This is a genomic window from Pseudomonas sp. AC252 (assembly GCF_979258105.1).
On sequence record NZ_OZ409837.1, the window covers coordinates 2536137 to 2558417 of the forward strand.

Below are 22281 nucleotides of genomic sequence, written 5' to 3' on the forward strand. Positions count from 1 at the left end.
TGCTGTACTGCCTTGAGCATTTCGCGAAAGCGCGCAAGCCTGTGCATGGCATAAGTCTTGCGCGCTTTCCCATACGCCCAAGGCTCGCAGGAGGCACGCCGTGTCGATTCATGTCGCATTGCATCACGTCACGCATTATCGCTACGACCGCGCTGTCGAACTCGGCCCGCAGATCGTCCGCCTGCGCCCGGCACCCCATAGCCGCACGCGAATTCTTTCCTATGCGCTGAAAGTCTCGCCCGAGCAGCATTTCATCAACTGGCAGCAGGACCCCCAGGGTAATTACCTGGCACGTCTGGTGTTCCCCGAAAAAACCGCAGAGCTGCGCATCGAAGTCGATCTGGTAGCGGAAATGGCGGTGTTCAATCCGTTCGATTTCTTTCTCGAACCGTACGCCGAGCGAATCCCGTTCAGCTACGCCGCCGATGAGCGCAAGGAGCTGGCGCCGTACCTCGAAACCCTGCCGCTGACGCCAACGTTCAAGGCTTACCTGGACAGCATCGACCGCACGCCGCTGCCGGCGGTGGATTTTCTGGTGGCGCTCAATCAGCGCCTCAGCGAAGACATCGGCTACCTGATCCGCATGGAGCCCGGCGTGCAGACTCCGGAGCACACACTGCAACACGCCTCCGGTTCCTGCCGCGATTCGGCATGGTTGCTGGTGCAGTTGTTGCGCAATCTCGGTCTGGCGGCGCGGTTTGTCTCCGGCTACCTGATTCAACTGACCGCCGACGTGAAAAGCCTCGACGGCCCGTCGGGCACCGAAGTCGACTTCACCGACCTGCACGCCTGGTGCGAGGTGTATTTGCCGGGTGCCGGCTGGATTGGCCTTGATGCGACGTCCGGGTTGTTCGCCGGGGAAGGGCATATTCCGTTGGCGTGCAGTCCCGATCCGTCCTCGGCGGCGCCGATCAGTGGTTTGGTCGAACCTTGCGAGACACAGTTCAGCCACGAAATGTCGGTCGAGCGAATCTGGGAAGCGCCACGTGTCACCAAGCCCTACACCGATGAACAGTGGCGGGCGATCCAGGCGCTGGGGCGGCAGATCGATGCCGATCTGCTCGCAGGCGATGTGCGCCTGACCATGGGCGGCGAGCCGACCTTCGTTTCCATCGACGACCCGGACGGCGCCGAATGGAACACCGCCGCGCTGGGGCCGGACAAGCGTCGGCTGTCCGCCGAACTGTTCCAACGCATGCGCAAGCAATACGCGCCGCAGGGGCTGGTGCATTTCGGTCAGGGCAAGTGGTATCCCGGCGAGCAGTTGCCGCGCTGGTCGCTCAATTGTTACTGGCGCCGCGACGGTCAGCCGATCTGGCACAACGACGCGTTGATCGCCGACGAGCAGCAGGACTATGGCGCCGACGGCGAACTGGCCGGACGCTTTCTCGCCAGCGTCGCCGAGCGCCTGAAGTTGCCGGCACGCTTCGTCTTCCCGGCCTACGAGGATCATCTCTATTACCTCTGGCGCGAGGGCGCGTTGCCCGGCAACGTCAGCGCCGAAGATTCGCGTCTGGAAGAGCCATTGGAGCGCGCGCGATTGCGCAAGGTCTTCAGTCAGGGCCTGAACAAGGTGATCGGCCAGGTGCTGCCGCTGGCGCGCACGGCCAAGGGCGATCAATGGCAGAGCGGGCGTTGGTATCTGCGCGATGAGCACTGTCGCTTGGTGCCCGGGGATTCGCCGCTGGGTTATCGCTTGCCGCTGGCGTCGCAGCCGTGGGTGAAAGCGGCGGAATATCCGTTCATCCATCCCAACGATCCGAATCAGGACTTCGCTGAACTGCCGGATGCCGCGCAGCTCGGTGTGCACGGCGAACCGGCTGCGCTGGATGAGCGCGTGCCGAAAATCGATGAGTCCGCTGACTGGCTGACCCGTACCGCATTCTGCGCCGAGGCCCGCGAAGGGCGGCTGTATCTGTTCATGCCGCCGCTGGAGCGGGTCGAGGATTATCTGGAACTGGTCTCGGCCATTGAGGCCACCGCCGAAGAACTGCATTGCCCGATACTGCTGGAAGGCTATGAACCGCCGAGTGATCCGCGCCTGAGCAATTTCCGTGTCACTCCGGACCCGGGCGTGATCGAGGTCAACGTGCAGCCATCGGCGACCTGGGACGAGTTGGTCGAGCGCACCGAGTTTCTCTACGAGCAGGCGCGGCAAACCCGCCTGACCACCGAGAAGTTCATGATCGACGGGCGCCACACCGGCACCGGCGGCGGCAACCATTTCGTCCTTGGCGGCGCGACACCGGCGGACTCACCGTTTCTGCGGCGGCCGGATCTGCTGCGCAGTCTGATCAGCTACTGGCATAACCATCCTTCGCTGTCGTACCTGTTTTCCGGCCTCTTCATTGGCCCGACGTCCCAGGCGCCACGGGTCGACGAGGCGCGTAACGATGCCTTGTATGAACTGGAAATCGCCTTCGCGCAGATGCCGGAACCGGGCGAGGAATGTGCGCCGTGGCTGGTCGATCGCCTGCTGCGCAATTTGCTGATCGATGTCACCGGCAATACCCATCGCGCCGAATTCTGCATCGACAAACTGTATTCACCGGACGGCGCCACCGGGCGTCTTGGCTTGCTGGAACTGCGCGCTTTTGAAATGCCGCCGCATGCGCGCATGAGTCTGGCTCAGCAGTTGCTGCTGCGGGCGCTGGTCGCGCGCTTTTGGCGCGAGCCTTATGCGCCCGCGAAACTGGCACGCTGGGGCACCGAGCTGCACGATCGCTTTTTGCTGCCGCACTTTATCGAAGAGGATTTCGCCGACGTCATCGTCGAACTCAACAACGCCGGCTATCCGTTGCGTGCGGAGTGGTTCGCGGCGCATCTGGAGTTTCGTTTTCCCAAGGTCGGCGACTACGCCGTCAATGGCATCGAGCTGGAGCTGCGTCAGGCGCTAGAACCCTGGCACGTGCTGGGCGAGGAGGGCTCGGCGGGCGGCACGGTGCGCTACGTCGATTCTTCGCTGGAGCGCTTGCAGGTCAAGCTCAACGGCTTGCCGCCACAGCGCTATCTGCTGACTTGCAATGGCGTCGCGGTGCCGTTGCACCCGACCGGGCGCGTGGGCGAGTTTGTCGCCGGGGTGCGCTTTCGAGCCTGGCAACCAGCCAACTGCTTGCATCCGACCATACCGGTGCACGCGCCGTTGGTGTTCGACCTGCTCGATACCTGGATGGGGCGTTCGCTGGGTGGTTGCCAGTACCACGTCGCCCATCCCGGTGGGCGCAATTACGAGACCTTGCCGGTCAATGCCAACGAAGCGGAAAGTCGGCGGATGGCGCGGTTTTTCCGCCTCGGACACACGCCGGGGAAACTTCCCGTACCCAAAGTAGAAATCAATGACGAGCTACCGATGACCATCGACCTGCGCCGTTACTAGAGCCTACGCAACACGCGGATTTTTCGTCTATCCGCGTGTCATGTGCCTGCGTTAGTCTGACCGTTCCCTGCTGTCTGCCGAGCTTTCCATGCCTGACCTGTTAGACCGCTACCCGCTGACTGCGGGCACCTATCACGAACTGCTCGACGGCAGCGGCGCGGTGCGCTCGCATTGGCAGCGCCTGTTCGATCAGTTGCAGCGCAGCAGTCCAGCGCAACTGGTGCAGCGTCAGGCCTTGCTGGCGCGGCAGATTCAGGAAAACGGCGTCACCTACAACGTCTATGCCGATCCCAAGGGCGCTGACCGGCCGTGGGAGCTGGATCTGCTGCCCCATGTGATTGCGGCAGATGAGTGGCAGCAATTGTCCGCCGGCATCGCTCAGCGTGCGCGCTTGCTCAATGCAGTGCTGGCGGATCTGTACGGTCCGCAGCGGTTGATCAGCGAAGGCCTGCTGCCCGCCGAGCTGGTATTCGGGCACAACAATTTTCTCTGGCCCTGTCAGGGCATTGCCCCGCCCGAGTCAGCCTTTTTGCATCTGTATGCCGTGGATCTGGCGCGCACGCCGGATGGTCGCTGGTGGGTCACTGCCGATCGCACCCAGGCGCCGTCCGGGGCCGGCTATGCGCTGGAAAACCGCACCATCGTCTCCCGCGCCTTTCCCGATTTGTACCGCGATCTGAAGGTTCAGCATCTGGCCGGTTTCTTCCGCACCTTGCAGGAAACATTGGCGCGTCAGGCACCGCAGGGCGATGACGCACCGCTGGTGGTGCTGCTGACCCCAGGGCGTTTCAACGAAAGTTATTTCGAGCACCTGTATCTGGCCCGTCAGCTAGGTTATCCGCTGGTGGAGGGCGGCGATCTGACAGTGCGCAATGCCACCGTTTACCTGAAAACCCTCAGTGGCCTGCGCCGGGTGCACGCGATCATGCGCCGCCTCGACGATGATTTCTGCGACCCGCTGGAACTGCGTACCGACTCGGCGCTCGGCGTCCCCGGTCTGCTGGAGGCAGTGCGTCAGGGGCGGGTGCTGGTGGCCAATGCGCTCGGTAGCGGCGTGCTGGAATCGCCGGGCCTGCTGGGATTTCTGCCGAAGATCAATCAGTTCCTGTTCGGCGAAGAACTGATCCTGCCGTCGATCGCCACCTGGTGGTGCGGTGAAGCGCCGGTGCTGGCGCAGGCGCTGGAAAAGCTCCCGGAGTTGTTGATCAAACCGGCGTTCCCGTCGCAGAGCTTCGCCCCGGTGTTCGGCCGTGATTTGAGTGACAGTCAGCGCCTCGAGCTGGCGCAGCGTATGCAGGCACGGCCTTATGCCTACGTCGCGCAAGAGCTTGCGCAACTGTCGCAGGCGCCGGTCTGGCAAGCCGAGGACGGTCATCTGCAACCCCGCGCGATCGGCATGCGCATGTATGCGGTGGCCAGCCACGACGGCTACCGCGTGTTGCCCGGCGGTCTGACCCGGGTGGCGGCCGAGGCTGATGCCGAAGTGGTGTCGATGCAGCGCGGCGGGGCGAGCAAGGACACCTGGGTGCTCAGCGACCGTGCGCCGAGTGGTGAGCAGTGGAAGGCGCAGCGCAATGTCGGCGTGCACGATCTGGTGCGGCGCGATCCTTACCTGCCATCGCGGGTAGTAGAGAATCTGTTCTGGTTCGGCCGCTACTGCGAACGCTGCGACGACAGCGCGCGGCTGCTGCGCATCATGCTCACGCGTTACGTCGATGGCGATGATCCGCAGGCGCTGCAAGCAGCGGTCGATCTCGGCGAGCGGCTGGCGCTGTTGCCGGATGAGGGCGAACTGCCGGAGCGCCTGCTCGCGGCGTTGCTCGGCGAGGATTGGTCGTTCAGCCTGCGTTCCAATTTGCAGCGTTTGCAGTGGGCTGCATCGCAAGTGCGCGGCAAGCTGTCCCGGGAAAACTGGCAGGCGCTGGTCGAATTGCAGCGCGAGGCGCTGGAGCTGGAAGTCGATGAACCGGACTTCGGCGAACTGCTGGATTTCCTCAACCGTCTGGTGATGTCGCTGGCAGCGCTGTCGGGGTTTGCCCTGGATGACATGACCCGCGATGAAGGCTGGCGGTTTCTGATGATCGGCCGGCGCATCGAACGCCTGCAATTTCTCAGCAGCAGTCTGGCTGCATTTCTGCGCGGTGCGGGTGCGTTCGATCAGGCGGGGCTGGAATGGTTGCTGGAACTGGGCAACAGCAGTATCACCTATCGCTCGCGCTATCTGGCGGTGGCGCAACTGATTCCGGTGCTGGATTTGCTGCTGCTGGATGAGCAGAACCCCCACGCGGTGCTGTTTCAGCTGAAACTGGTCACCCGCACGCTGAAACGCCTGAACGACGATTTCGCCGCGCCTCGGGAAACCGCGCTGCCGCAACTGGTCGAGCGCCTGTCGCGGTTTGATCTCGGTTGTCTGGAGAATCCGCTGTTCGGCAAATCCAGCGTACGTGCCGCACTCGAGGGTCTGGCCGATCTGTTGCAGGACATCGCCGAAGCCAGCGGCCAGGTTTCGGATCGTCTGGCGTTGCGCCATTTCGCTCATGTCGATGATGTCAGCCAGCGTACGGTGTCCGTGTGATGAGCGCTCACTATCAGATCTTTCACGACACCTGTTATCACTACGACAGCCCGGTCTCCCTCGCGCAGCAACTGGCGCACTTGTGGCCGCGCGAATGCAGCTGGCAGCGCTGCACCGAGCAGCAGTTGCTGATCAGCCCCGAGCCGACCATGCGCCGTGATGAGTTGGATGTATTCGGTAATCCGCTGACACGGCTGGCGTTTGAGCGGCCCCATGACCAATTGCAAGTCAACGCCCGGCTGACGGTGGAGGTGCTGGCGCGACCGGCGCTGGATTTCAATCAGTCGCCCGCGTGGGAGCAGACCCGCGATGCGCTGACCTACAGCAGTCAGCCGCTGTCCGCCGACTTGCTCGAAGCCTGTCGTTACCGGTTCCAGTCACCCTATGTGCATTTGAAGCGCAGCTTCGTCGAGTTCTCGCAAAGCTGTTTTCCGCCAGGGCGACCGTTGTTGCTCGGGGTGCAGGCGCTGATGCAGAAGATCTTCAGCGAATTCACCTTCGATGCCGAAGCCACCCAGGTGGCGACGCCGCTGGTGGAGGTGCTGGAGCGTCGGCGCGGCGTGTGTCAGGACTTCGCTCATCTGATGCTGGCCTGTGTGCGCTCGCGCGGTCTGGCGGCGCGTTATGTCAGCGGCTACCTGCTCACTCAGCCGCCGCCGGGGCAGCCACGCCTGATCGGCGCCGACGCCTCGCATGCGTGGGTATCGGTATTCTGTCCGGTATCGGGCTGGGTGGATTTCGATCCAACCAACAATGTGCAGCCGGCGCTGGAACACATCACGCTGGCGTGGGGACGGGATTTTTCCGATGTGTCGCCGCTGCGGGGGGTGATTCTCGGTGGGGGTAATCATGACCCGGAAGTGCGGGTTACGGTAATGCCTCAGAATTGATGAGTTTTCAAATGTGGGAGCGAGCCTGCTCGCGAAAGCGTCAGGTCAGCCAATAGATTTGTAACAGATACACCGCTTTCGCGAGCAGGCTCGCTCCCACAGGGATTTTGGTGTGTCAGGGAACGCAGGGCTGTGAGGGCCGGCAGCAAAACTGCCAGCCCCGTCACAAATCCGCAGGGTCTGATTCGATCATCAAACCCGGTGGGGCTCAGGCGTCGGGCGCCTGATCTTTCGGTGCATCGGATGCATCAACATCATCATCGGTCGCCGCTTCACCGTCAGGGTTCAGTGCCGCTTCTTCAGCGGTTTGCTTCTTGCGCTGAAGCTTTTCCTCTTTCTTCTGTTCCTTTGCCAGGTCTCGTTGACGTTTGGCGAAGGAGTAATTGGGTTTGGCCATGGGCGATCCTCTTGGGTCGAAGGTGAGGTTGAGCGGCGCGTATTCTGCCCTGTATCGGTGTCCGGGGGTTAACCGGGTTTCTGGTCGACCCACTTGGGCGTGACGGTCGGCTGCCACTGATCGAGGGCGTCGAGCAGGGAATCTGGCGATTCGCTCACTTGCAGCATGTCACGGTGTGGCGCGCGAACGAAGCCTTCGCCGACGATATGATCGAGAAAAGCCGTGAGTTTGCTGTAGAAACCGTTCACTTCCAGCAGGCCCAGAGGCTTGCCGTGATAGCCGAGCTGGCCCCAGGTCCAGACTTCGAACAGTTCTTCCAGCGTGCCGAGGCCGCCGGGCAAGGCGATGAACGCATCGCTGAGTTCGGCCATTCGGGCCTTGCGCGCATGCATGCCGTCGACCACTTCCAGGCGCGTGAGGCTTTTGTGGCCGATCTCCTTGTCCATCAGGCTTTGCGGGATGATGCCGATCACTTCGCCGCCAGCGGCCAGCGCGGCATCAGCAACAATGCCCATCAAGCCGACGGCGCCACCGCCGTAGACCAGCGTCAGACTACGCTCGGCCAGTGCCCGGCCAAGGGCGACGGCGGCTTCGGTATAGGCCGGCACGGTACCGGCGTTGGCACCGCAAAACACACAAACGGATTTCAGCGACATGCGTTACTCCTGGGTCGATCAGGCGCACAGGGTAACGGCTGGCGCGCCGTGCTCCAAGGACTAGACTTCGCGTTCGGGTGATTCAAAAGTACCGCTGGCGCCACAGGCGTAGGCGGCGAGCAAGCTGCACAACAAGCCGTTGAAGAACATGACAGGCACTCCGTTTCAGTAGGTGGGCCGATCATAGGGCTGGCCGAATGAAATGGCCGTTAGATTGTGTCGATGAGTGTCATAGCCTGAAAGTTGTATACAATTTTTGACACAAGTCATAGGAACTTGCGAAGATTTCAGGCAGTCTTTCCACCACTAGTGTTTTTGTTAACCCTGCCTTGGAGATTCACCATGTTTTCCAAAGTTGTTGCGGTATCCCTGCTGGCGCTGGCCAGCAGCCAATTGATGGCTGCCGAGTGCAAAACCACCGTTGATTCCACGGATCAGATGTCCTTCAACACCAAGGAAATCGTGATCGACAAGAGCTGCAAGACCTTTACCGTCGAACTGACCCATTCCGGCAGCCTGCCGAAGAACGTCATGGGTCATAACCTGGTGATCAGTAAAGAAGCTGACATGCAGCCAATCGCTACCGACGGCCTGGCAGCCGGTATCGACAAAAACTACCTGAAGGACGGCGACGCCCGCATCATCGCCCACACCAAGATCATTGGCGCCAAGGAAACCGATTCGGTGACCTTCGATGTGGCCAAGGTGGCTGACGGTGGCTACGGCTTCTTCTGCTCGTTCCCTGGCCACATTTCGATGATGAAAGGCACCATCGTCGTCAAGTAATCAGGGCCAATGTGGGAGCGAGCCTGCTCGCGAAGAGGCCATCCGCTTCATCGAAATACTGATGGCCAAAGAAAAAGCCCGCGGAGGATCACTCCTCAGCGGGCTTTTTCATGCCGTTGAAAAATCAAGGCGCAAACGGCATCACCCGCTTGTGATGAGTCTTGTTGTACGTATCGACAATGATCTTCGCCGCCTCGTCCCGGACCGTTTCACCGTGCAGGAACGCATCGATCTCGGCATAGGTCACGCCGTGCGCCGCTTCGTCCGGCTTGCCCGGTGACAAGTCTTCGAGGTCAGCCGTCGGCACTTTTTCGACCAACGACTCCTGCGCGCCGAAGCTGCGGGCAATGGCGCGCACTTGATTTTTCACCAGACCGCTGAGCGGGGCGAGGTCGCAGGCGCCATCGCCAAATTTGGTGAAGAAACCCATCACCGCTTCCGCCGCGTGGTCAGTGCCAATCACCAGACCGCCCGCCACCCCGGCAATCGTGTACTGCGCGACCATGCGCATGCGCGCCTTGGTATTGCCCAGCACGAAATCCACCGATGCCGCCGGTTTGCCTTCAAACGCCGACACCTGAGCCGCCAGCGCCTTGACCGCCGGGCCGATGTTCACGGTGTGGATTTCGTCAGGCGCGATGCAATCGAGCGAGGCCTTGGCGTCGTGCTCGTCGAACTGGGTTTCATAGGGCAGGCGCACGGCGATGAATTTGTAGCGGTCGTCGCCGGTTTTCTCGCGAAGTTCACGCACTGCGCGCTGGGCCAGCAGGCCGGCGGTCAGTGAGTCGACGCCGCCGCTGATGCCCAGCACCAGGGTCTTGAGCCCGGAATTGACCAGACAATCCTGGATGAACGACAGGCGTCGGGCGATTTCCGCCTGCAGGGCCTGATCGTCGGCGAACGGTGGTTGCACCTTGAGCTGCTCAGCAATCTCACGCTGTACGGCTTGCATGAATTCACTCCTTGCTAGATAGACTGGATTCGGCAGGAACCTGAAACACATGTCGCAAATAGGCGACGAAATTCGGATCTTTGCAGTGGGTCTTGCCGGGCTCGTCGGAGATCTTCGCCACCGGCTGGCCGTTGCAGGCGGTCATTTTAAGCACGATGCTCATCGGTTCGACACCCGGGATATCACAGGTGAGGTTGGTACCGATGCCGAAGCTCACATTGATGCGACCGTGCAGCGCGCGGAAAATCTCCAACGATTTGGGCAGGGTCAGACTGTCGGAGAACACCAGGGTCTTGCTCATCGGGTCGATGCCAAGCTTGTGGTAGTGCACGATGCACTTCTCACCCCACGCCACCGGGTCCCCGGAATCATGGCGCAGACCGTCGAAGAGCTTAGCGAAAAACAGATCGAAATCGCCAAGAAACGCATCGGTGGTGATGCAATCGGTGAGGGCGATGCCGAGCAGGCCACGGTACTCGCGAACCCAGCAGTCGAGCGCGGCGATCTGGCTGTCGATCAGGCGCGGGCCGAGTTGCTGATGGGCCATGATCCACTCGTGGGCCATGGTGCCCAGCGGTTTCATGTCCAGCTCGCGGGATAGATGCACGTTGCTGGTACCGACGAAACGCCCGGGGAAGTCATGCTTGAGCACGTTGACCACTTCAGCCTGCACGCCAAAGGAAAAGCGCCGGCGCGTGCCGAAATCGGCGACCTGCAGTTGCGACAGCTCATCGGCCGAGGCATTGGCGGTGAGCCAGTCGAACTTGCGATAAAGCTGTTCGCGCGCCTGCTCCAGCGAGGTGTCCCGGTAGCGATAGCGATTGCGCACTTCGCTGACAATCGCCAGCAGCGGCACTTCGTAGAGGATGACATGGAGCCATGGCCCGCGCAGACGGATGAACAGTTCGCCGTTTTCGATGCCGGTGTGCAGGTAGCGCAGGTTGAAGCGGAACAGGCCGAGGAAGCGCAGGAAGTCCGGTTTCAAAAAGGTGATGCGCTCGAGAAAGCTCAACTGATCGGCACTCAGGCTCAGCTCGGCCAGACGCTCGACCTGATGGCGGATCTCGGCCAGATACGGGCGCAGATCCTCGGCGTTGCGGCAGCGGAACTCCCATTCGACTTCGACGTTGGGGTAGTTGTGCAGCACCGCCTGCATCATCGTCAGCTTGTAGAAGTCGGTGTCGAGCAGGTTCTGCACGATGCGATCGGCAAACACACTCTCGCTCATAAAACGGGTCTCCAGTTGCGCCGCGCCTGGCGCGGTCTATATCGATGGCGCTAGTGGCGCATATCGGCGGTGGGGATTGCCAGCATTTTTTCAGAGCGCCGCAGATCCACTGTGGGAGCGAGCCTGCTCGCGAATGCGGTGTGACAGTTAAAGATGATGTGGCTGACCCGACGCTTTCGCGAGCAGGCTCGCTCCCACAGGGATCCCGGTCGACCTCACACCGGGCTATCGATTTGTTCAAGCATCCATTTCACAAAATCCCGCACCTTCGGCACTTCTGCCGCGTGTTCGGGGTAGGCCAGGTAATAGGCGTCGCTGCTGGGCATCGCATGTTGCCAGGGTATGACCAGTTTGCCCTCGGCCAATTCCTCTTCCACCAGAAACCGTGGCAGCAGCGCTACGCCGCAGCCGACCTGGGCGGCGCGGATGCACATATAAAAGGTTTCGAAACGCGGCCCGTGGTAGCTGTGCTCGGTGTGGTAGCCCTGGCTGTCGAACCAGTCGTGCCAGGCCTGCGGTCGCGAGGCATTTTGTAGCAGCACCAGATCAGTGAGTTGCGTCGGGTCAGTGAATGGCGCGTCCGGCAGGCTGCCCGGGGCGCAGACCGGTACCAGTTCTTCGCCGAACAATTTCAGGCATTCGGTGCCCGGTCGCGATGCCTGGCCGAAATAGAAAGCCAGATCGCTGCGTCCCTGCAACAGGTCATCGGCTTCCTGCTCGTTGCACAGGTCCAGATGGATCGACGGATGACGCAGGCGCCAGCCTTTCAGGCGCGGCACCAGCCAACGCGCGCCGAAGGTCGACGGGGTGGAGACGCGCAGGACTTCGGTCTCGCCGCCGTAGGAACGCAGGTAATGCGTCGACATCTCCACTTGGCTGAGGATTTTTCTGACCTCGACCAGATACAAATCTCCGGCCGGCGTCATTTGCAAACGCCGACGCACGCGGCGGAACAGCAAATGCTGCAACAATTCTTCAAGCTGTGCGACCTGTTTGCTCACCGCACTCTGGGTCAGGTTCAGCTCTTCGGCAGCACGAGTAAAACTCAGGTGCCGGGTCACGGCCTCGAAGCATTGCAACGCGGTGATCGAGGGCAAGTGGCGTTTGTTCAGCATGGCCAGTCCTTTTTCTTGTCTTTCTATACGCAGCATGAATAAACGGAATGATATCTGGCGTAAAGGTCGTTTGTTGCATCGCCTTGGTGAGGCTACAACTAAAGGCCTGCCCGGCCATGCGAAGGATGGCTGCACACATTCTGTTTTTTGCTTGAGGAGAGACCGATGGTTGCCGCATTGCTTGATCGTCTGGGAGTCAACCCGGCCCTGTACCAGAACGGCAAAGTGCCGGTGCATTCGCCCATCGATGGCAGCCAGATTGCTTCGGTGAAATGGGAAGGCGCTGCCGAAGTCGAGCAGCACATCAGTCGCGCAGATCATGCATTCGAGCACTGGCGCAAGGTGCCGGCGCCGCGTCGCGGTGAGCTGGTGCGCCAGTTCGGCGAAGTATTGCGCGAGTACAAGGCCGACCTCGGCGAGTTGGTGTCGTGGGAGGCCGGCAAGATCACTCAGGAAGGTTTGGGTGAAGTGCAGGAGATGATCGACATCTGCGATTTCGCCGTCGGCCTGTCGCGCCAGTTGTACGGTCTGACCATCGCCTCCGAGCGCCCCGGCCACCACATGCGTGAAACCTGGCATCCGCTTGGCGTGGTCGGCGTCATCAGCGCGTTCAACTTCCCGGTCGCAGTGTGGGCGTGGAACACCACCCTGGCGCTGGTCTGCGGCAACCCGGTGGTGTGGAAACCTTCGGAGAAAACCCCGCTGACTGCGCTGGCCTGTCAGGCGCTGTTTGATCGCGTGGTGAAGAACTTCAGTGATGCCCCGGCGAGCCTTTGCCAAGTGGTGATCGGCGGTCGTGATGCCGGCGAAGCGCTGGTCGATGATCCGCGTGTTGCGCTGATCAGCGCCACCGGCAGCACGCGCATGGGCCGCGAAGTGGCGCCGAAAGTCGCCGCACGTTTCGCCCGCAGCATTCTTGAGCTGGGCGGCAACAACGCGATGATCCTTGGCCCGAGCGCCGATCTGGACATGGCAGTGCGCGCGATTCTGTTCAGCGCCGTCGGCACCGCCGGGCAGCGCTGCACGACCTTGCGCCGTCTGATCGCCCATGAATCGGTCAAGGAAGAAATCGTCACCCGCCTCAAGGCTGCCTATTCGAAAGTACGAATCGGCCATCCGCTGGAAGGCAATCTGGTCGGCCCGCTGATCGACAGGCACAGCTTCGAAAACATGCAGGATGCGCTGGAACAGGCACTGAGCGAAGGCGGCCGGGTGTTCGGCGGCAAGCGCCAATTGGAAGAGCAATTCCCCAACGCCTACTACGTATCACCGGCCATCGTGGAAATGCCCGAGCAGAGCGATGTGGTCTGCAGCGAAACCTTCGCGCCGATTCTCTATGTGGTTGGCTACAGCGATTTCGAGGAAGCGCTGCGCCTGAACAACGCCGTGCCGCAAGGCCTGTCGTCGTGCATCTTCACCACCGACGTGCGCGAGGCCGAGCGGTTCATGTCGGCAGTCGGCAGCGACTGCGGCATCGCCAACGTCAACATCGGCCCGAGCGGCGCGGAAATCGGCGGCGCCTTTGGTGGTGAGAAAGAGACCGGCGGCGGCCGTGAATCCGGCTCCGATGCCTGGCGCGCGTACATGCGCCGGCAGACCAACACCGTCAACTACTCGCTGGAATTGCCGTTGGCGCAGGGCATTACATTCGATTAAGCAGCTACAAGCTTCAAGCTACAAGCGTCAAGCAGACCGGCTTGCAGCTTGTAGCTTGGAGCTTGCGGCTGCTCCGACAGGAGCTTGGCAATGCCGTTACGCGAAGAATGTCTGTGGGAAACGCTCACGCCACAACGGCCGGATAACACCGCGCTCAAGGGCGAGGTCAAGGTCGATGTCTGCGTGATCGGCGCCGGGTTCACCGGGTTGTCAGCGGCGCTGCATCTGTTGGAAAAAGGCAAAAGCGTCTGCGTGCTGGAAGCGCATCGCGCAGGGCACGGTGGTTCCGGGCGCAACGTCGGGCTGGTCAACGCCGGCCTGTGGATTCCTCCGGACGAGATCGAGGCCGGTTTCGGCGAGGCGGTCGGCAGTCAGCTCAACCGCATGCTCGGTGCGGCGCCGGCGCTGGTGTTCAACCTTGTGGATAAGTACAACATCGATTGCCAGTTGCGCCGCGAAGGCACTTTGCACATGGCTCACAACGCCAAGGGCGAGGCGGATCTGCGCAGTCGCGAGCAGCAGTGGAAGCGCCGTGGCGCGCCGGTCGAATTGCTGACCGGCAAAGCCTGCGAGCAAGCCACCGGCACGCAGAAAATCGCCGCCGCGTTGCTTGATCGCCGTGCCGGCACGCTCAATCCGATGGCCTATGTCACCGGGCTGGCCAATGCCGTGCGCGGTCTCGGCGGGCAGATGTTCGATCATTCACCAGTGACTCGCCTCGAGCGCATCGGGCAGAAATGGTCGGTGCAGACCGCCCAGGGTTCGGTGCTCGCCGAGCAAGTGGTCATCGCCTCCAACGCCTACACCGAAGGCGACTGGACCGAACTCAAGCGCAATTTCTTTCCCGGTTATTACTATCAGGTCGCCTCGGTGCCCCTCAGCGAAGACGCCGCTCAAGAAATTCTTCCCGGCGGGCAGGGCTCGTGGGACACCCGTCAGGTGTTGAGCAGCATCCGCCGTGACAAGGACGGACGCCTGTTGCTCGGCAGCCTCGGCAATGGCAACCAGAAACCGACCTGGTTTCTCAAGGCCTGGGCTGATCGGGTGCAGCAGCATTACTTCCCCAATCTGAAGCCGGTCGAGTGGGAATGCACCTGGACCGGGCGCATTGCGTTTACCCCTGATCACCTGATGCGCCTGTTCGAACCGGCGCCGGGCCTGGTGGCCGTCACCGGTTATAACGGTCGCGGCGTCACCACCGGCACGGTGGTCGGCAAAGCTTTCGCCGATTACCTGTGCAACGGCAATCCGCAGGCACTGCCGATTCCCTTCGCACCGATGCACCCCTGGCCGGTGTGGGTTTGCGCAGTTGCCTGTACGAGGCCGGATTTTCCCTGTATCACGCGGGCCAGTGCCTGCGCATCGTCATTTGAGTGTTGAAATTTGTTGCCGCAAGCGGCGCTTTTGCATCCAGCGACTAGCCTGTAATGGTGCGGGTTGTAGCAGTCCCGCACCAGCAGTGTGCAGTTCGGTGACGCGGGCTGTTACAGGCTGGTTGCACGTCGTTTGCCGCTGCGGTTGCAATGATGGCGCGCGAGGGTTGCGCCTGTAAAAACAAATGGTTTCACCTTCCGCGGTTTAGACGGTTGCACGCCCAATGAAAATGGGACCGAAACAGTCGAAATAACAACAACGCAGCGACTTTTTGAAGAATAAAAAACCGATGGCACGGGCCTTGCTCTGAGCTTTGAGTGAAGTGAAGTCGCAGTGCCAACTAAAAAAACCTTGGAGCACCACCTCATGTCCCAGACGTTTTACAAGAAAGGCTTTCTGGCCCTCGCAGTCGCTACTGCGCTGGGTGTTTCTGCGTTTGCTCAAGCCGATATCAAGATCGGTGTAGCGGGTCCGATGACCGGTGCCAACGCGGCATTCGGCGAGCAGTACATGAAGGGTGCACAGGCAGCGGCCGATGCGGTCAACGCGGCGGGCGGCGTCAATGGGGAAAAAATCGTCCTGGTCAAAGGCGATGACGCCTGCGAACCGAAGCAGGCAGTGACGGTCGCCAAGGACCTCACCAACCAGAAAGTCGCCGGCGTGGTCGGGCACTTCTGCTCCTCGTCGACCATTCCAGCATCGGAAATCTACGACGAAGCCGGGATCATCGCGATCACCCCGGGCTCGACCAACCCGCAAGTTACCGAACGCGGTCTCAGCGCCATGTTCCGTATGTGCGGACGTGACGACCAGCAAGGCATCGTCGCCGGCGACTACATCGTCGACATGCTGAAGGGCAAGAAAGTTGTCGTGCTGCATGACAAGGACACCTACGGCCAAGGCCTGGCGGACGCTACCAAGGCTCAGTTGGAAAAACGCGGCGTCAAGCCTGTGCTGTACGAAGGCCTGACCCGTGGCGAGAAAGACTTCAGCACCATCGTCACCAAGATCCGTGGCGCCGGCGCCGATGTCGTCTACTTCGGCGGCCTGCATCCGGAAGCCGGTCCACTGGTTCGCCAGCTGCGTGAGCAAGGCCTGAAAGACGTCAAGTTCATGTCCGACGACGGCATCGTGACCGACGAACTGGTGACCACTGCTGGCGGCCCGCAATTCACCGATGGCGTGCTGATGACCTTCGGCGCTGACCCGCGTCTGCTGCCAGAGAGCAAGACCGTAGTGGACGCGTTCCGTAAGGCCGGTACCGAGCCTGAGGGCTACACTCTGTACGCCTACGCCTCGGTTCAGACCCTGGCGGCGGCGTTCAACGGCGCGAAGAAAAACGACGGCGAAGCCGCTGCCAAGTGGCTGAAGGCCAACCCGGTGAAAACCGTGATGGGCGAGAAGACCTGGGATGCCAAAGGCGACCTGAAAGTCTCCGACTACGTGGTTTACCAGTGGGACAAGGACGGCAAATACCACCAGCTGGAAAAGCAGAAGTAAGGGCTGAAGCGATCGCTCGGCTCACTTGAAACCCTGTGGGAGCGGGCTTGCCCGCGATGGCGTAAGGTCAATCGACACACAAGTTGGCTGATCCACCGCTATCGCTGGCAAGCCAGCTCCCACAGGATTCAGTGGCGATCGGGCTGATCACGCTCCGACATTGCTCCGACGTACATCTGTATTTTTCCTAGAAGAACCGCGCGCCGATGGCGCGCAGGTTCTCACTGCGTGAGATTGCGTTATGGATGGTATTTTCCTGCAGCAACTGGTCAATGGCCTGACCCTCGGGTCGGTCTATGGCCTGATCGCCATCGGCTACACAATGGTCTACGGCATCATCGGCATGATCAACTTCGCCCACGGCGAGGTTTACATGATTTCCGCTTACCTGGCGGCAATCAGTCTGGCTCTGCTGGCTTACTTCGGTATCGAATCCTTCCCGCTGCTGATGCTCGGCACGCTGATCTTCACCATCGTCGTCACGGCGGTGTATGGCTGGGTCATCGAGCGTGTTGCCTACAAACCCCTGCGTAACTCGACCCGCCTGGCGCCGCTGATCAGCGCCATCGGTATCTCGCTGATTCTGCAGAACTACGCACAGATCGCTCAGGGCGCCAAACAACAGGGCGTGCCTACGCTGCTGACCGGTGCCTGGCGTGTTGAAGTCGGCAGCGGCTTCGTGCAACTGACCTACACCAAAGTCTTCATCCTGATCGCCGCGTTTGTCGGGATGGGGCTGCTGACCTACGTCATCAAATACACCAAGCTCGGCCGCATGTGCCGCGCGACCCAGCAAGACCGCAAGATGGCCTCGATTTTGGGGATCAACACCGATCGGGTGATTTCCTACGTGTTCATCATCGGTGCAGCCATGGCGGCACTGGCGGGTGTGCTGATCACCATGAACTACGGCACGTTCGACTTCTATGCCGGCTTCATCATCGGCATCAAGGCGTTCACCGCAGCGGTGCTGGGCGGCATCGGTTCACTGCCCGGCGCGATGCTCGGCGGGATCATCCTCGGCATCTCCGAGTCGCTGTTCTCCGGTCTGGTCAACTCCGACTACAAAGACGTGTTCAGTTTTTCGCTGCTCGTCCTCGTACTGGTCTTCCGGCCGCAGGGCCTGTTGGGCCGTCCTCTTGTGTCGAAGGTGTAAGCGATGTCTGCAACCACTGAAAAGTCCATCGATATCAAAAAGTCTGGTCGAGGCGATTCTTGCCGGCCTGATCGCGCTGATCGTGTTCGGGCCGATTGTCGGCGTGGTCCTCGACGGCTACAGCTTCAACCTCGAAGCGACTCGCGTGGCGTGGATCATTGCCATCGTCATGGCCGGTCGCTTTGCCCTCAGCCTGTTCCTGCAAACACCCAAGGGCCTGAAGATCCTCGACGGTTTCGAGAGCACCGGTTCCGGTGTGCACGTGCTGCCGGCGGACTACAAATCGCGGCTGCGCTGGATCATCCCGCTGATTATCGTGCTGGCGATCATCGTGCCGTTCGTATCCAACTCCTACCTGCTGGGCGTGGTCATCCTCGGCTTGATCTACGTGCTGCTGGGGCTGGGGCTGAACATTGTGGTCGGTCTGGCCGGGTTGCTCGATCTGGGTTACGTGGCGTTCTACGCCATCGGCGCCTACGGTCTGGCATTGGGTTATCAATATCTGGGTCTGGGTTTCTGGACCGTGCTGCCGCTGGCGGCGATCACCGCAGGTCTGGCTGGCTGCATTCTCGGTTTTCCTGTGTTGCGTCTGCACGGTGACTACCTGGCGATCGTGACCCTGGGTTTTGGTGAAATCATTCGTCTGGTGCTGAACAACTGGCTGTCGCTGACTGGCGGGCCGAACGGCATGCCGGCGCCACTGCCGACGTTCTTCGGCCTGGAGTTCGGCAAGCGGGCGAAGGATGGCGGAGTACCGTTTCATGAGTTCTTCGGTCTTACCTACAACCCGGACGTGAAGTATTACTTCATTTACGCGGTGCTGTTCCTGGTGGTGCTGGCGGTGCTGTACATCAAGCATCGGCTGGTGAAAATGCCGGTGGGTCGCGCCTGGGAAGCCCTGCGTGAAGATGAAATCGCCTGCCGCTCGATGGGCCTCAACCATGTGCTGGTCAAGCTCTCGGCCTTCACCATCGGTGCGTCGACGGCGGGTCTGGCCGGGGTGTTCTTTGCCACCTATCAAGGCTTCGTCAACCCGACTTCGTTCACCTTCTTCGAATCGGCGCTGATCCTCGCCATCGTCGTGCTCGGCGGCATGGGTTCGACCATCGGCGTGGTCATCGCCGCGTTCGTGCTCACCGTCGCTCCGGAACTGCTGCGCGGCTTCGCTGAATACCGCGTGCTGCTGTTCGGCATCCTCATGGTGTTGATGATGATCTGGCGACCACGCGGGCTGATCCGCATCAGCCGCACCGGGGTCAAACCACGCAAAGGTGCCATTCACTACGAGAGGACTGCGCCATGAGTGAAGTCGTACTCTCTGTTGAAAAACTGATGATGCATTTCGGTGGCATCAAGGCCTTGAGCGATGTCAGCCTGAAGGTCAAACGCAATTCGATCTTTGCCCTGATCGGCCCCAACGGCGCCGGCAAGACCACCGTGTTCAACTGCCTGACCGGGTTCTACAAGGCCACGGGCGGCAAGATCGAACTCAACGTGCGCGGCCAGCAGACCAACGTCATTCAATTGCTGGGCGAGTCGTTCAAACCGACCGATTTCGTTTCGCCGAAATCCTTCCTCAGCCGCCTGTACTACAAGATGTTCGGCGGTACTCACTTGGTGAACCGTGCCGGTCTTGCCCGTACGTTCCAGAACATTCGCCTGTTCAAGGAAATGTCGGTGCTGGAAAACCTGCTGGTCGCGCAGCACATGTGGGTCAACCGCAACATGCTCGCCGGCATCCTCAACACCAAGGGCTATCGCAAGGCCGAGAGCGATGCGCTGGATGTCGCGTTCTACTGGCTGGAAGTGGTCGATCTGGTCGACTGCGCCAACCGTCTCGCCGGTGAACTCTCGTACGGCCAGCAACGCCGTCTGGAGATCGCTCGGGCCATGTGCACTCGCCCGCAGATCATCTGCCTCGACGAACCGGCCGCCGGCCTCAATCCTCAGGAAACCGAAGCGCTCAGCGCGATGATCAGGCTGCTGCGCGACGAGCACGATCTGACCGTGGTGCTGATCGAACACGACATGGGCATGGTCATGAGCATTTCCGATCACATCGTGGTTCTCGACCACGGCATCGTCATCGCCGAGGGCGGGCCGGAAGCGATCCGCAACGATCCGAAAGTGATCGCGGCCTATCTGGGCGCCGACGAAGAGGAGCTGGTATGAGTCAACCGATCCTCGAACTGCGTAATCTGGACGTGTTCTACGGCCCGATCCAGGCGCTCAAAGGCGTTTCCCTGCAGATCAACGAAGGCGAAACCGTCAGCCTGATCGGCTCCAACGGCGCCGGCAAGTCGACCTTGCTGATGTCGATATTCGGCCAGCCGAGAGCGGCAGGCGGGCAGATTCTCTATCAAGGCGTCGACATCACACAGAAGTCTTCGCACTACATCGCCTCCAACGGCATTGCGCAGTCGCCGGAAGGGCGGCGGGTGTTCCCCGACATGACCGTTGAGGAAAACCTGCTGATGGGCACTATCCCGATTGGCGACAAGTACGCCAAAGAGGACATGCAGCGCATGTTCGAGCTGTTTCCACGGCTCGAAGAACGGCGCAATCAGCGGGCGATGACCATGTCTGGCGGGGAACAGCAGATGCTCGCCATCGCCCGTGCGCTGATGAGCCGGCCGAAGCTGTTGCTGCTCGATGAACCGAGCCTGGGTCTGGCACCGATCGTGGTGAAGCAGATTTTCGCCACTCTGCGCGAGCTGGCGAAAACCGGGATGACGATTTTCCTCGTCGAGCAGAACGCCAACCATGCGTTGAAGCTGTCGGACCGGGCTTATGTGATGGTCAACGGCGAGATTCGCCTGACCGGCACGGGTAAAGAGTTGCTGGTGAACGAGGAGGTGCGCAACGCCTATCTGGGCGGGCACTGATTTTTCTCGCGGTTGTACACAGCCCCGGCGACGAGCGTCCCGGGGCTTTTTCATTTCTGGAATCCACCACAGTGCCCTGTGGGAGCGAGCCTGCTCGCGATCGCGGTGCATCAGCCACGTCAATGTTGGCCGAATAACAGCGATCGCGAGCAGGCTCACTCCTACAAGGGATTTGCACAACGTCCAAGATTGTGGAAAACAAATTCCCCAAGCTGCCAAAGCGCAACATATAGACGCTGCAAATGGCTGTTTTTCCACAGTTTTGACTTGTCCCCGGTTACTGTGGAGCTGGCTGTGAATAACGTGGGTGTATATGGTTACAGGCCTTGTAATACGTGGCCTCCAGGCTTGTGATTGTTTTTTGATCAGGCGTTTTTGCGGGAGTGAGCGCTGTGGTTGTCAACCTTTTTCTGGGGAACAAAGACGTAGTCATTCCATGTCGGCAATCCTGTGGATAAGTCTGTGACTAAACTCTGGAAAGACCTCTCTGAGGGCCGTATTTGCTGGCCTCGCGCAATCACCCGGTTGCACCGCCCGTCGTGCAAAATGCCCTGTCCCGCACATCCCCCGCCTCACCGTCAAGCAAAAAACTTTCCATTTCGGGCGCAAAGCCTTGTGTGGCGCGGCTTTGCGCGTTTGCACTTGCCCCCGGAAACTGTGGAGCAGACTGTGGATAACATGCGTGCACATGGCTACAGGCCACGCTGGCTGTGGCCTTGGCGGGTCTGGTTGATTTTTGTACAGCTGGCAAGTGTTGCCCGTATCCGCGAGGGCGGGCATGCTGCCTGCTGATTTTCTATTCCAAGGGCTGCCGTGGCGGCCGAAGCAAGGAGAACACGATGTCCGACACCCTGTTTATCACCGGCGCGACGTCCGGTTTTGGTGAAGCCTGTGCCCGTCGTTTTGCCGAGGCTGGCTGGAAGCTGGTTCTGACCGGCCGTCGTGAAGAACGCCTCAATGCCCTGTGCGCCGAACTGTCGAAGCAGACCGAAGTGCATGGTCTGGTCCTCGATGTGCGCGATCGCAAGGCGATGGAGGAGGCAATCGCCAACCTGCCGCCGTCGTTTGCCAAACTCCGTGGCCTGATCAACAACGCCGGCCTGGCGCTCGGCGTCGACCCGGCGCCGAAATGCGATCTGGATGACTGGGACACCATGGTCGACACCAACGTCAAAGGCCTGATGTACGCCACCCGCCTGCTGCTGCCTCGGCTGATCGCCCACGGCCGTGGTGCCGGTATCGTCAACCTCGGTTCCATCGCCGGCAACTATCCGTACCCGGGCAGCCACGTGTACGGCGCGAGCAAAGCCTTCGTCAAACAGTTCTCGCTGAACCTGCGTTGCGACTTGCAAGGCACTGGCGTGCGGGTCAGCAATATCGAGCCCGGCCTGTGCGAAAGCGAGTTCTCGCTGGTACGTTTTGCCGGTGACCAGGAACGCTACAACGCCACTTACGCTGGCGCCGAGCCGATCCAGCCGCAGGACATCGCCGAGACGATCTTCTGGGTCATGAACACCCCGGCGCATATCAACATCAACAGCCTGGAGCTGATGCCGGTGAGCCAGACCTGGGCCGGGTTTGCCATCGAGCGTAACAAGGCTTGATACCGCGTTGAGGCCATTCGCGAGCAGGCTCGCTCCCACATTGGACATGCATTTTTCCCTGTGGGAGCGAGCCTGCTCGCGAAAGGGTCGGCACAGGCAAGACAGGACGATAAGCTAAACTCCTCACTCAA

The 22281-nt window shown here is 60.8% G+C and carries 15 protein-coding genes and 2 pseudogenes; 12 read left to right on the top strand and 5 right to left on the bottom strand.

The window, feature by feature from the left end:
- The first annotated feature begins 100 nt into the window (after positions 1-100).
- The 3 genes from ACZZZ4_RS11640 (at position 101) to ACZZZ4_RS11650 (ending at position 6841) form a co-directional block, all read left to right on the top strand.
- On the top strand, positions 101-3376 hold the full coding sequence (locus ACZZZ4_RS11640; protein WP_463547858.1) for a transglutaminase family protein: 3276 nt from the start codon (positions 101-103) through the stop codon (positions 3374-3376).
- An 88-nt stretch (positions 3377-3464) separates the two neighbouring features.
- Positions 3465-5951, top strand: a complete 2487-nt coding sequence (locus ACZZZ4_RS11645) for a circularly permuted type 2 ATP-grasp protein (protein ID WP_415763786.1) — start codon at positions 3465-3467, stop codon at positions 5949-5951.
- The gene (locus ACZZZ4_RS11650; RefSeq protein WP_463547859.1) at positions 5951-6841 is read left to right on the top strand and encodes a transglutaminase family protein; all 891 of its coding nucleotides are present in this window, start codon (positions 5951-5953) and stop codon (positions 6839-6841) included. Before ACZZZ4_RS11645 ends, ACZZZ4_RS11650 begins: the two co-directional genes overlap by 1 nt.
- 208 nt (positions 6842-7049) lie before the next feature.
- On the opposite strand, the gene ACZZZ4_RS11655 is transcribed toward ACZZZ4_RS11650, so the two are convergent.
- Positions 7050-7238: a hypothetical protein gene (locus tag ACZZZ4_RS11655; RefSeq protein WP_415763785.1), complete on the bottom strand. Its 189-nt coding sequence runs from the start codon at positions 7236-7238 to the stop codon at positions 7050-7052.
- A gap of 68 nt (positions 7239-7306) precedes the next feature.
- A complete protein-coding gene (locus ACZZZ4_RS11660; RefSeq protein ID WP_463547860.1) occupies positions 7307-7894 on the bottom strand; it encodes an LOG family protein in 588 nt (195 codons plus the stop codon).
- A gap of 342 nt (positions 7895-8236) precedes the next feature.
- Between ACZZZ4_RS11660 and azu the strand changes: the two genes are divergently transcribed.
- On the top strand, positions 8237-8680 hold the full coding sequence (gene azu / locus ACZZZ4_RS11665) for an azurin (RefSeq protein ID WP_016771925.1): 444 nt from the start codon (positions 8237-8239) through the stop codon (positions 8678-8680).
- A gap of 124 nt (positions 8681-8804) precedes the next feature.
- On the opposite strand, the gene nadE is transcribed toward azu, so the two are convergent.
- From nadE to ACZZZ4_RS11680, 3 genes are all read right to left on the bottom strand, one after another.
- On the bottom strand, positions 8805-9632 hold the full coding sequence (nadE, locus tag ACZZZ4_RS11670) for an ammonia-dependent NAD(+) synthetase (protein ID WP_463547861.1): 828 nt from the start codon (positions 9630-9632) through the stop codon (positions 8805-8807).
- A gap of 4 nt (positions 9633-9636) precedes the next feature.
- A complete protein-coding gene (gene pncB / locus ACZZZ4_RS11675) occupies positions 9637-10860 on the bottom strand; it encodes a nicotinate phosphoribosyltransferase (protein WP_463547862.1) in 1224 nt (407 codons plus the stop codon).
- 215 nt (positions 10861-11075) lie between these two features.
- On the bottom strand, positions 11076-11975 hold the full coding sequence (locus ACZZZ4_RS11680) for a LysR family transcriptional regulator (protein WP_129998172.1): 900 nt from the start codon (positions 11973-11975) through the stop codon (positions 11076-11078).
- A gap of 165 nt (positions 11976-12140) precedes the next feature.
- On the opposite strand from ACZZZ4_RS11680, the gene amaB reads away from it, so the two are divergent.
- The 8 genes and pseudogenes from amaB (at position 12141) to ACZZZ4_RS11720 (ending at position 22150) form a co-directional block, all read left to right on the top strand.
- Positions 12141-13631 carry an L-piperidine-6-carboxylate dehydrogenase gene (gene amaB, locus ACZZZ4_RS11685; protein ID WP_463547863.1) on the top strand — a complete coding sequence of 497 codons (1491 nt, stop codon included), beginning with the start codon at positions 12141-12143 and terminating at the stop codon, positions 13629-13631.
- 90 nt (positions 13632-13721) lie between these two features.
- A pseudogene (amaA, locus tag ACZZZ4_RS11690) lies at positions 13722-15004 on the top strand (L-pipecolate oxidase).
- Between the two features lie 367 nt (positions 15005-15371).
- Complete coding sequence (locus ACZZZ4_RS11695; protein ID WP_041480713.1) at positions 15372-16505, top strand: ABC transporter substrate-binding protein; 1134 nt, start codon at positions 15372-15374, stop codon at positions 16503-16505.
- 241 nt (positions 16506-16746) lie between these two features.
- The gene (locus ACZZZ4_RS11700; RefSeq protein ID WP_039756948.1) at positions 16747-17661 is read left to right on the top strand and encodes an ABC transporter permease subunit; all 915 of its coding nucleotides are present in this window, start codon (positions 16747-16749) and stop codon (positions 17659-17661) included.
- Between the two features lie 3 nt (positions 17662-17664).
- Positions 17665-18964: pseudogene (gene livM, locus ACZZZ4_RS11705) on the top strand (high-affinity branched-chain amino acid ABC transporter permease LivM).
- On the top strand, positions 18961-19833 hold the full coding sequence (locus ACZZZ4_RS11710; RefSeq protein WP_101157697.1) for an ABC transporter ATP-binding protein: 873 nt from the start codon (positions 18961-18963) through the stop codon (positions 19831-19833). Before livM ends, ACZZZ4_RS11710 begins: the two are co-directional and overlap by 4 nt.
- Positions 19830-20546, top strand: coding sequence for an ABC transporter ATP-binding protein (locus ACZZZ4_RS11715; RefSeq protein ID WP_016771915.1), 717 nt, complete (start codon positions 19830-19832; stop codon positions 20544-20546). The genes ACZZZ4_RS11710 and ACZZZ4_RS11715 overlap by 4 nt, the downstream gene beginning before the upstream one ends.
- Positions 20547-21385: 839 nt before the next feature.
- Complete coding sequence (locus ACZZZ4_RS11720; protein WP_016771914.1) at positions 21386-22150, top strand: SDR family oxidoreductase; 765 nt, start codon at positions 21386-21388, stop codon at positions 22148-22150.
- Positions 22151-22281 lie beyond the last annotated feature (131 nt).

What these genes read in the sequence shown, in the direction of transcription:
- ACZZZ4_RS11655 (WP_415763785.1), bottom strand. Translation starts at nt 7,238, where the DNA reads ATGGCCAAACCCAATTACTCCTTCGCCAAACGTCAACGAGACCTGGCA.
- ACZZZ4_RS11695 (WP_041480713.1), top strand. Translation starts at nt 15,372, where the DNA reads ATGTCCCAGACGTTTTACAAGAAAGGCTTTCTGGCCCTCGCAGTCGCT.
- ACZZZ4_RS11720 (WP_016771914.1), top strand. Translation starts at nt 21,386, where the DNA reads ATGTCCGACACCCTGTTTATCACCGGCGCGACGTCCGGTTTTGGTGAA.
- ACZZZ4_RS11650 (WP_463547859.1), top strand. Translation starts at nt 5,951, where the DNA reads ATGAGCGCTCACTATCAGATCTTTCACGACACCTGTTATCACTACGAC.
- ACZZZ4_RS11680 (WP_129998172.1), bottom strand. Translation starts at nt 11,975, where the DNA reads ATGCTGAACAAACGCCACTTGCCCTCGATCACCGCGTTGCAATGCTTC.
- ACZZZ4_RS11710 (WP_101157697.1), top strand. Translation starts at nt 18,961, where the DNA reads ATGAGTGAAGTCGTACTCTCTGTTGAAAAACTGATGATGCATTTCGGT.
- ACZZZ4_RS11700 (WP_039756948.1), top strand. Translation starts at nt 16,747, where the DNA reads ATGGATGGTATTTTCCTGCAGCAACTGGTCAATGGCCTGACCCTCGGG.
- azu (WP_016771925.1), top strand. Translation starts at nt 8,237, where the DNA reads ATGTTTTCCAAAGTTGTTGCGGTATCCCTGCTGGCGCTGGCCAGCAGC.
- ACZZZ4_RS11715 (WP_016771915.1), top strand. Translation starts at nt 19,830, where the DNA reads ATGAGTCAACCGATCCTCGAACTGCGTAATCTGGACGTGTTCTACGGC.
- amaB (WP_463547863.1), top strand. Translation starts at nt 12,141, where the DNA reads ATGGTTGCCGCATTGCTTGATCGTCTGGGAGTCAACCCGGCCCTGTAC.
- nadE (WP_463547861.1), bottom strand. Translation starts at nt 9,632, where the DNA reads ATGCAAGCCGTACAGCGTGAGATTGCTGAGCAGCTCAAGGTGCAACCA.
- ACZZZ4_RS11660 (WP_463547860.1), bottom strand. Translation starts at nt 7,894, where the DNA reads ATGTCGCTGAAATCCGTTTGTGTGTTTTGCGGTGCCAACGCCGGTACC.
- ACZZZ4_RS11645 (WP_415763786.1), top strand. Translation starts at nt 3,465, where the DNA reads ATGCCTGACCTGTTAGACCGCTACCCGCTGACTGCGGGCACCTATCAC.
- pncB (WP_463547862.1), bottom strand. Translation starts at nt 10,860, where the DNA reads ATGAGCGAGAGTGTGTTTGCCGATCGCATCGTGCAGAACCTGCTCGAC.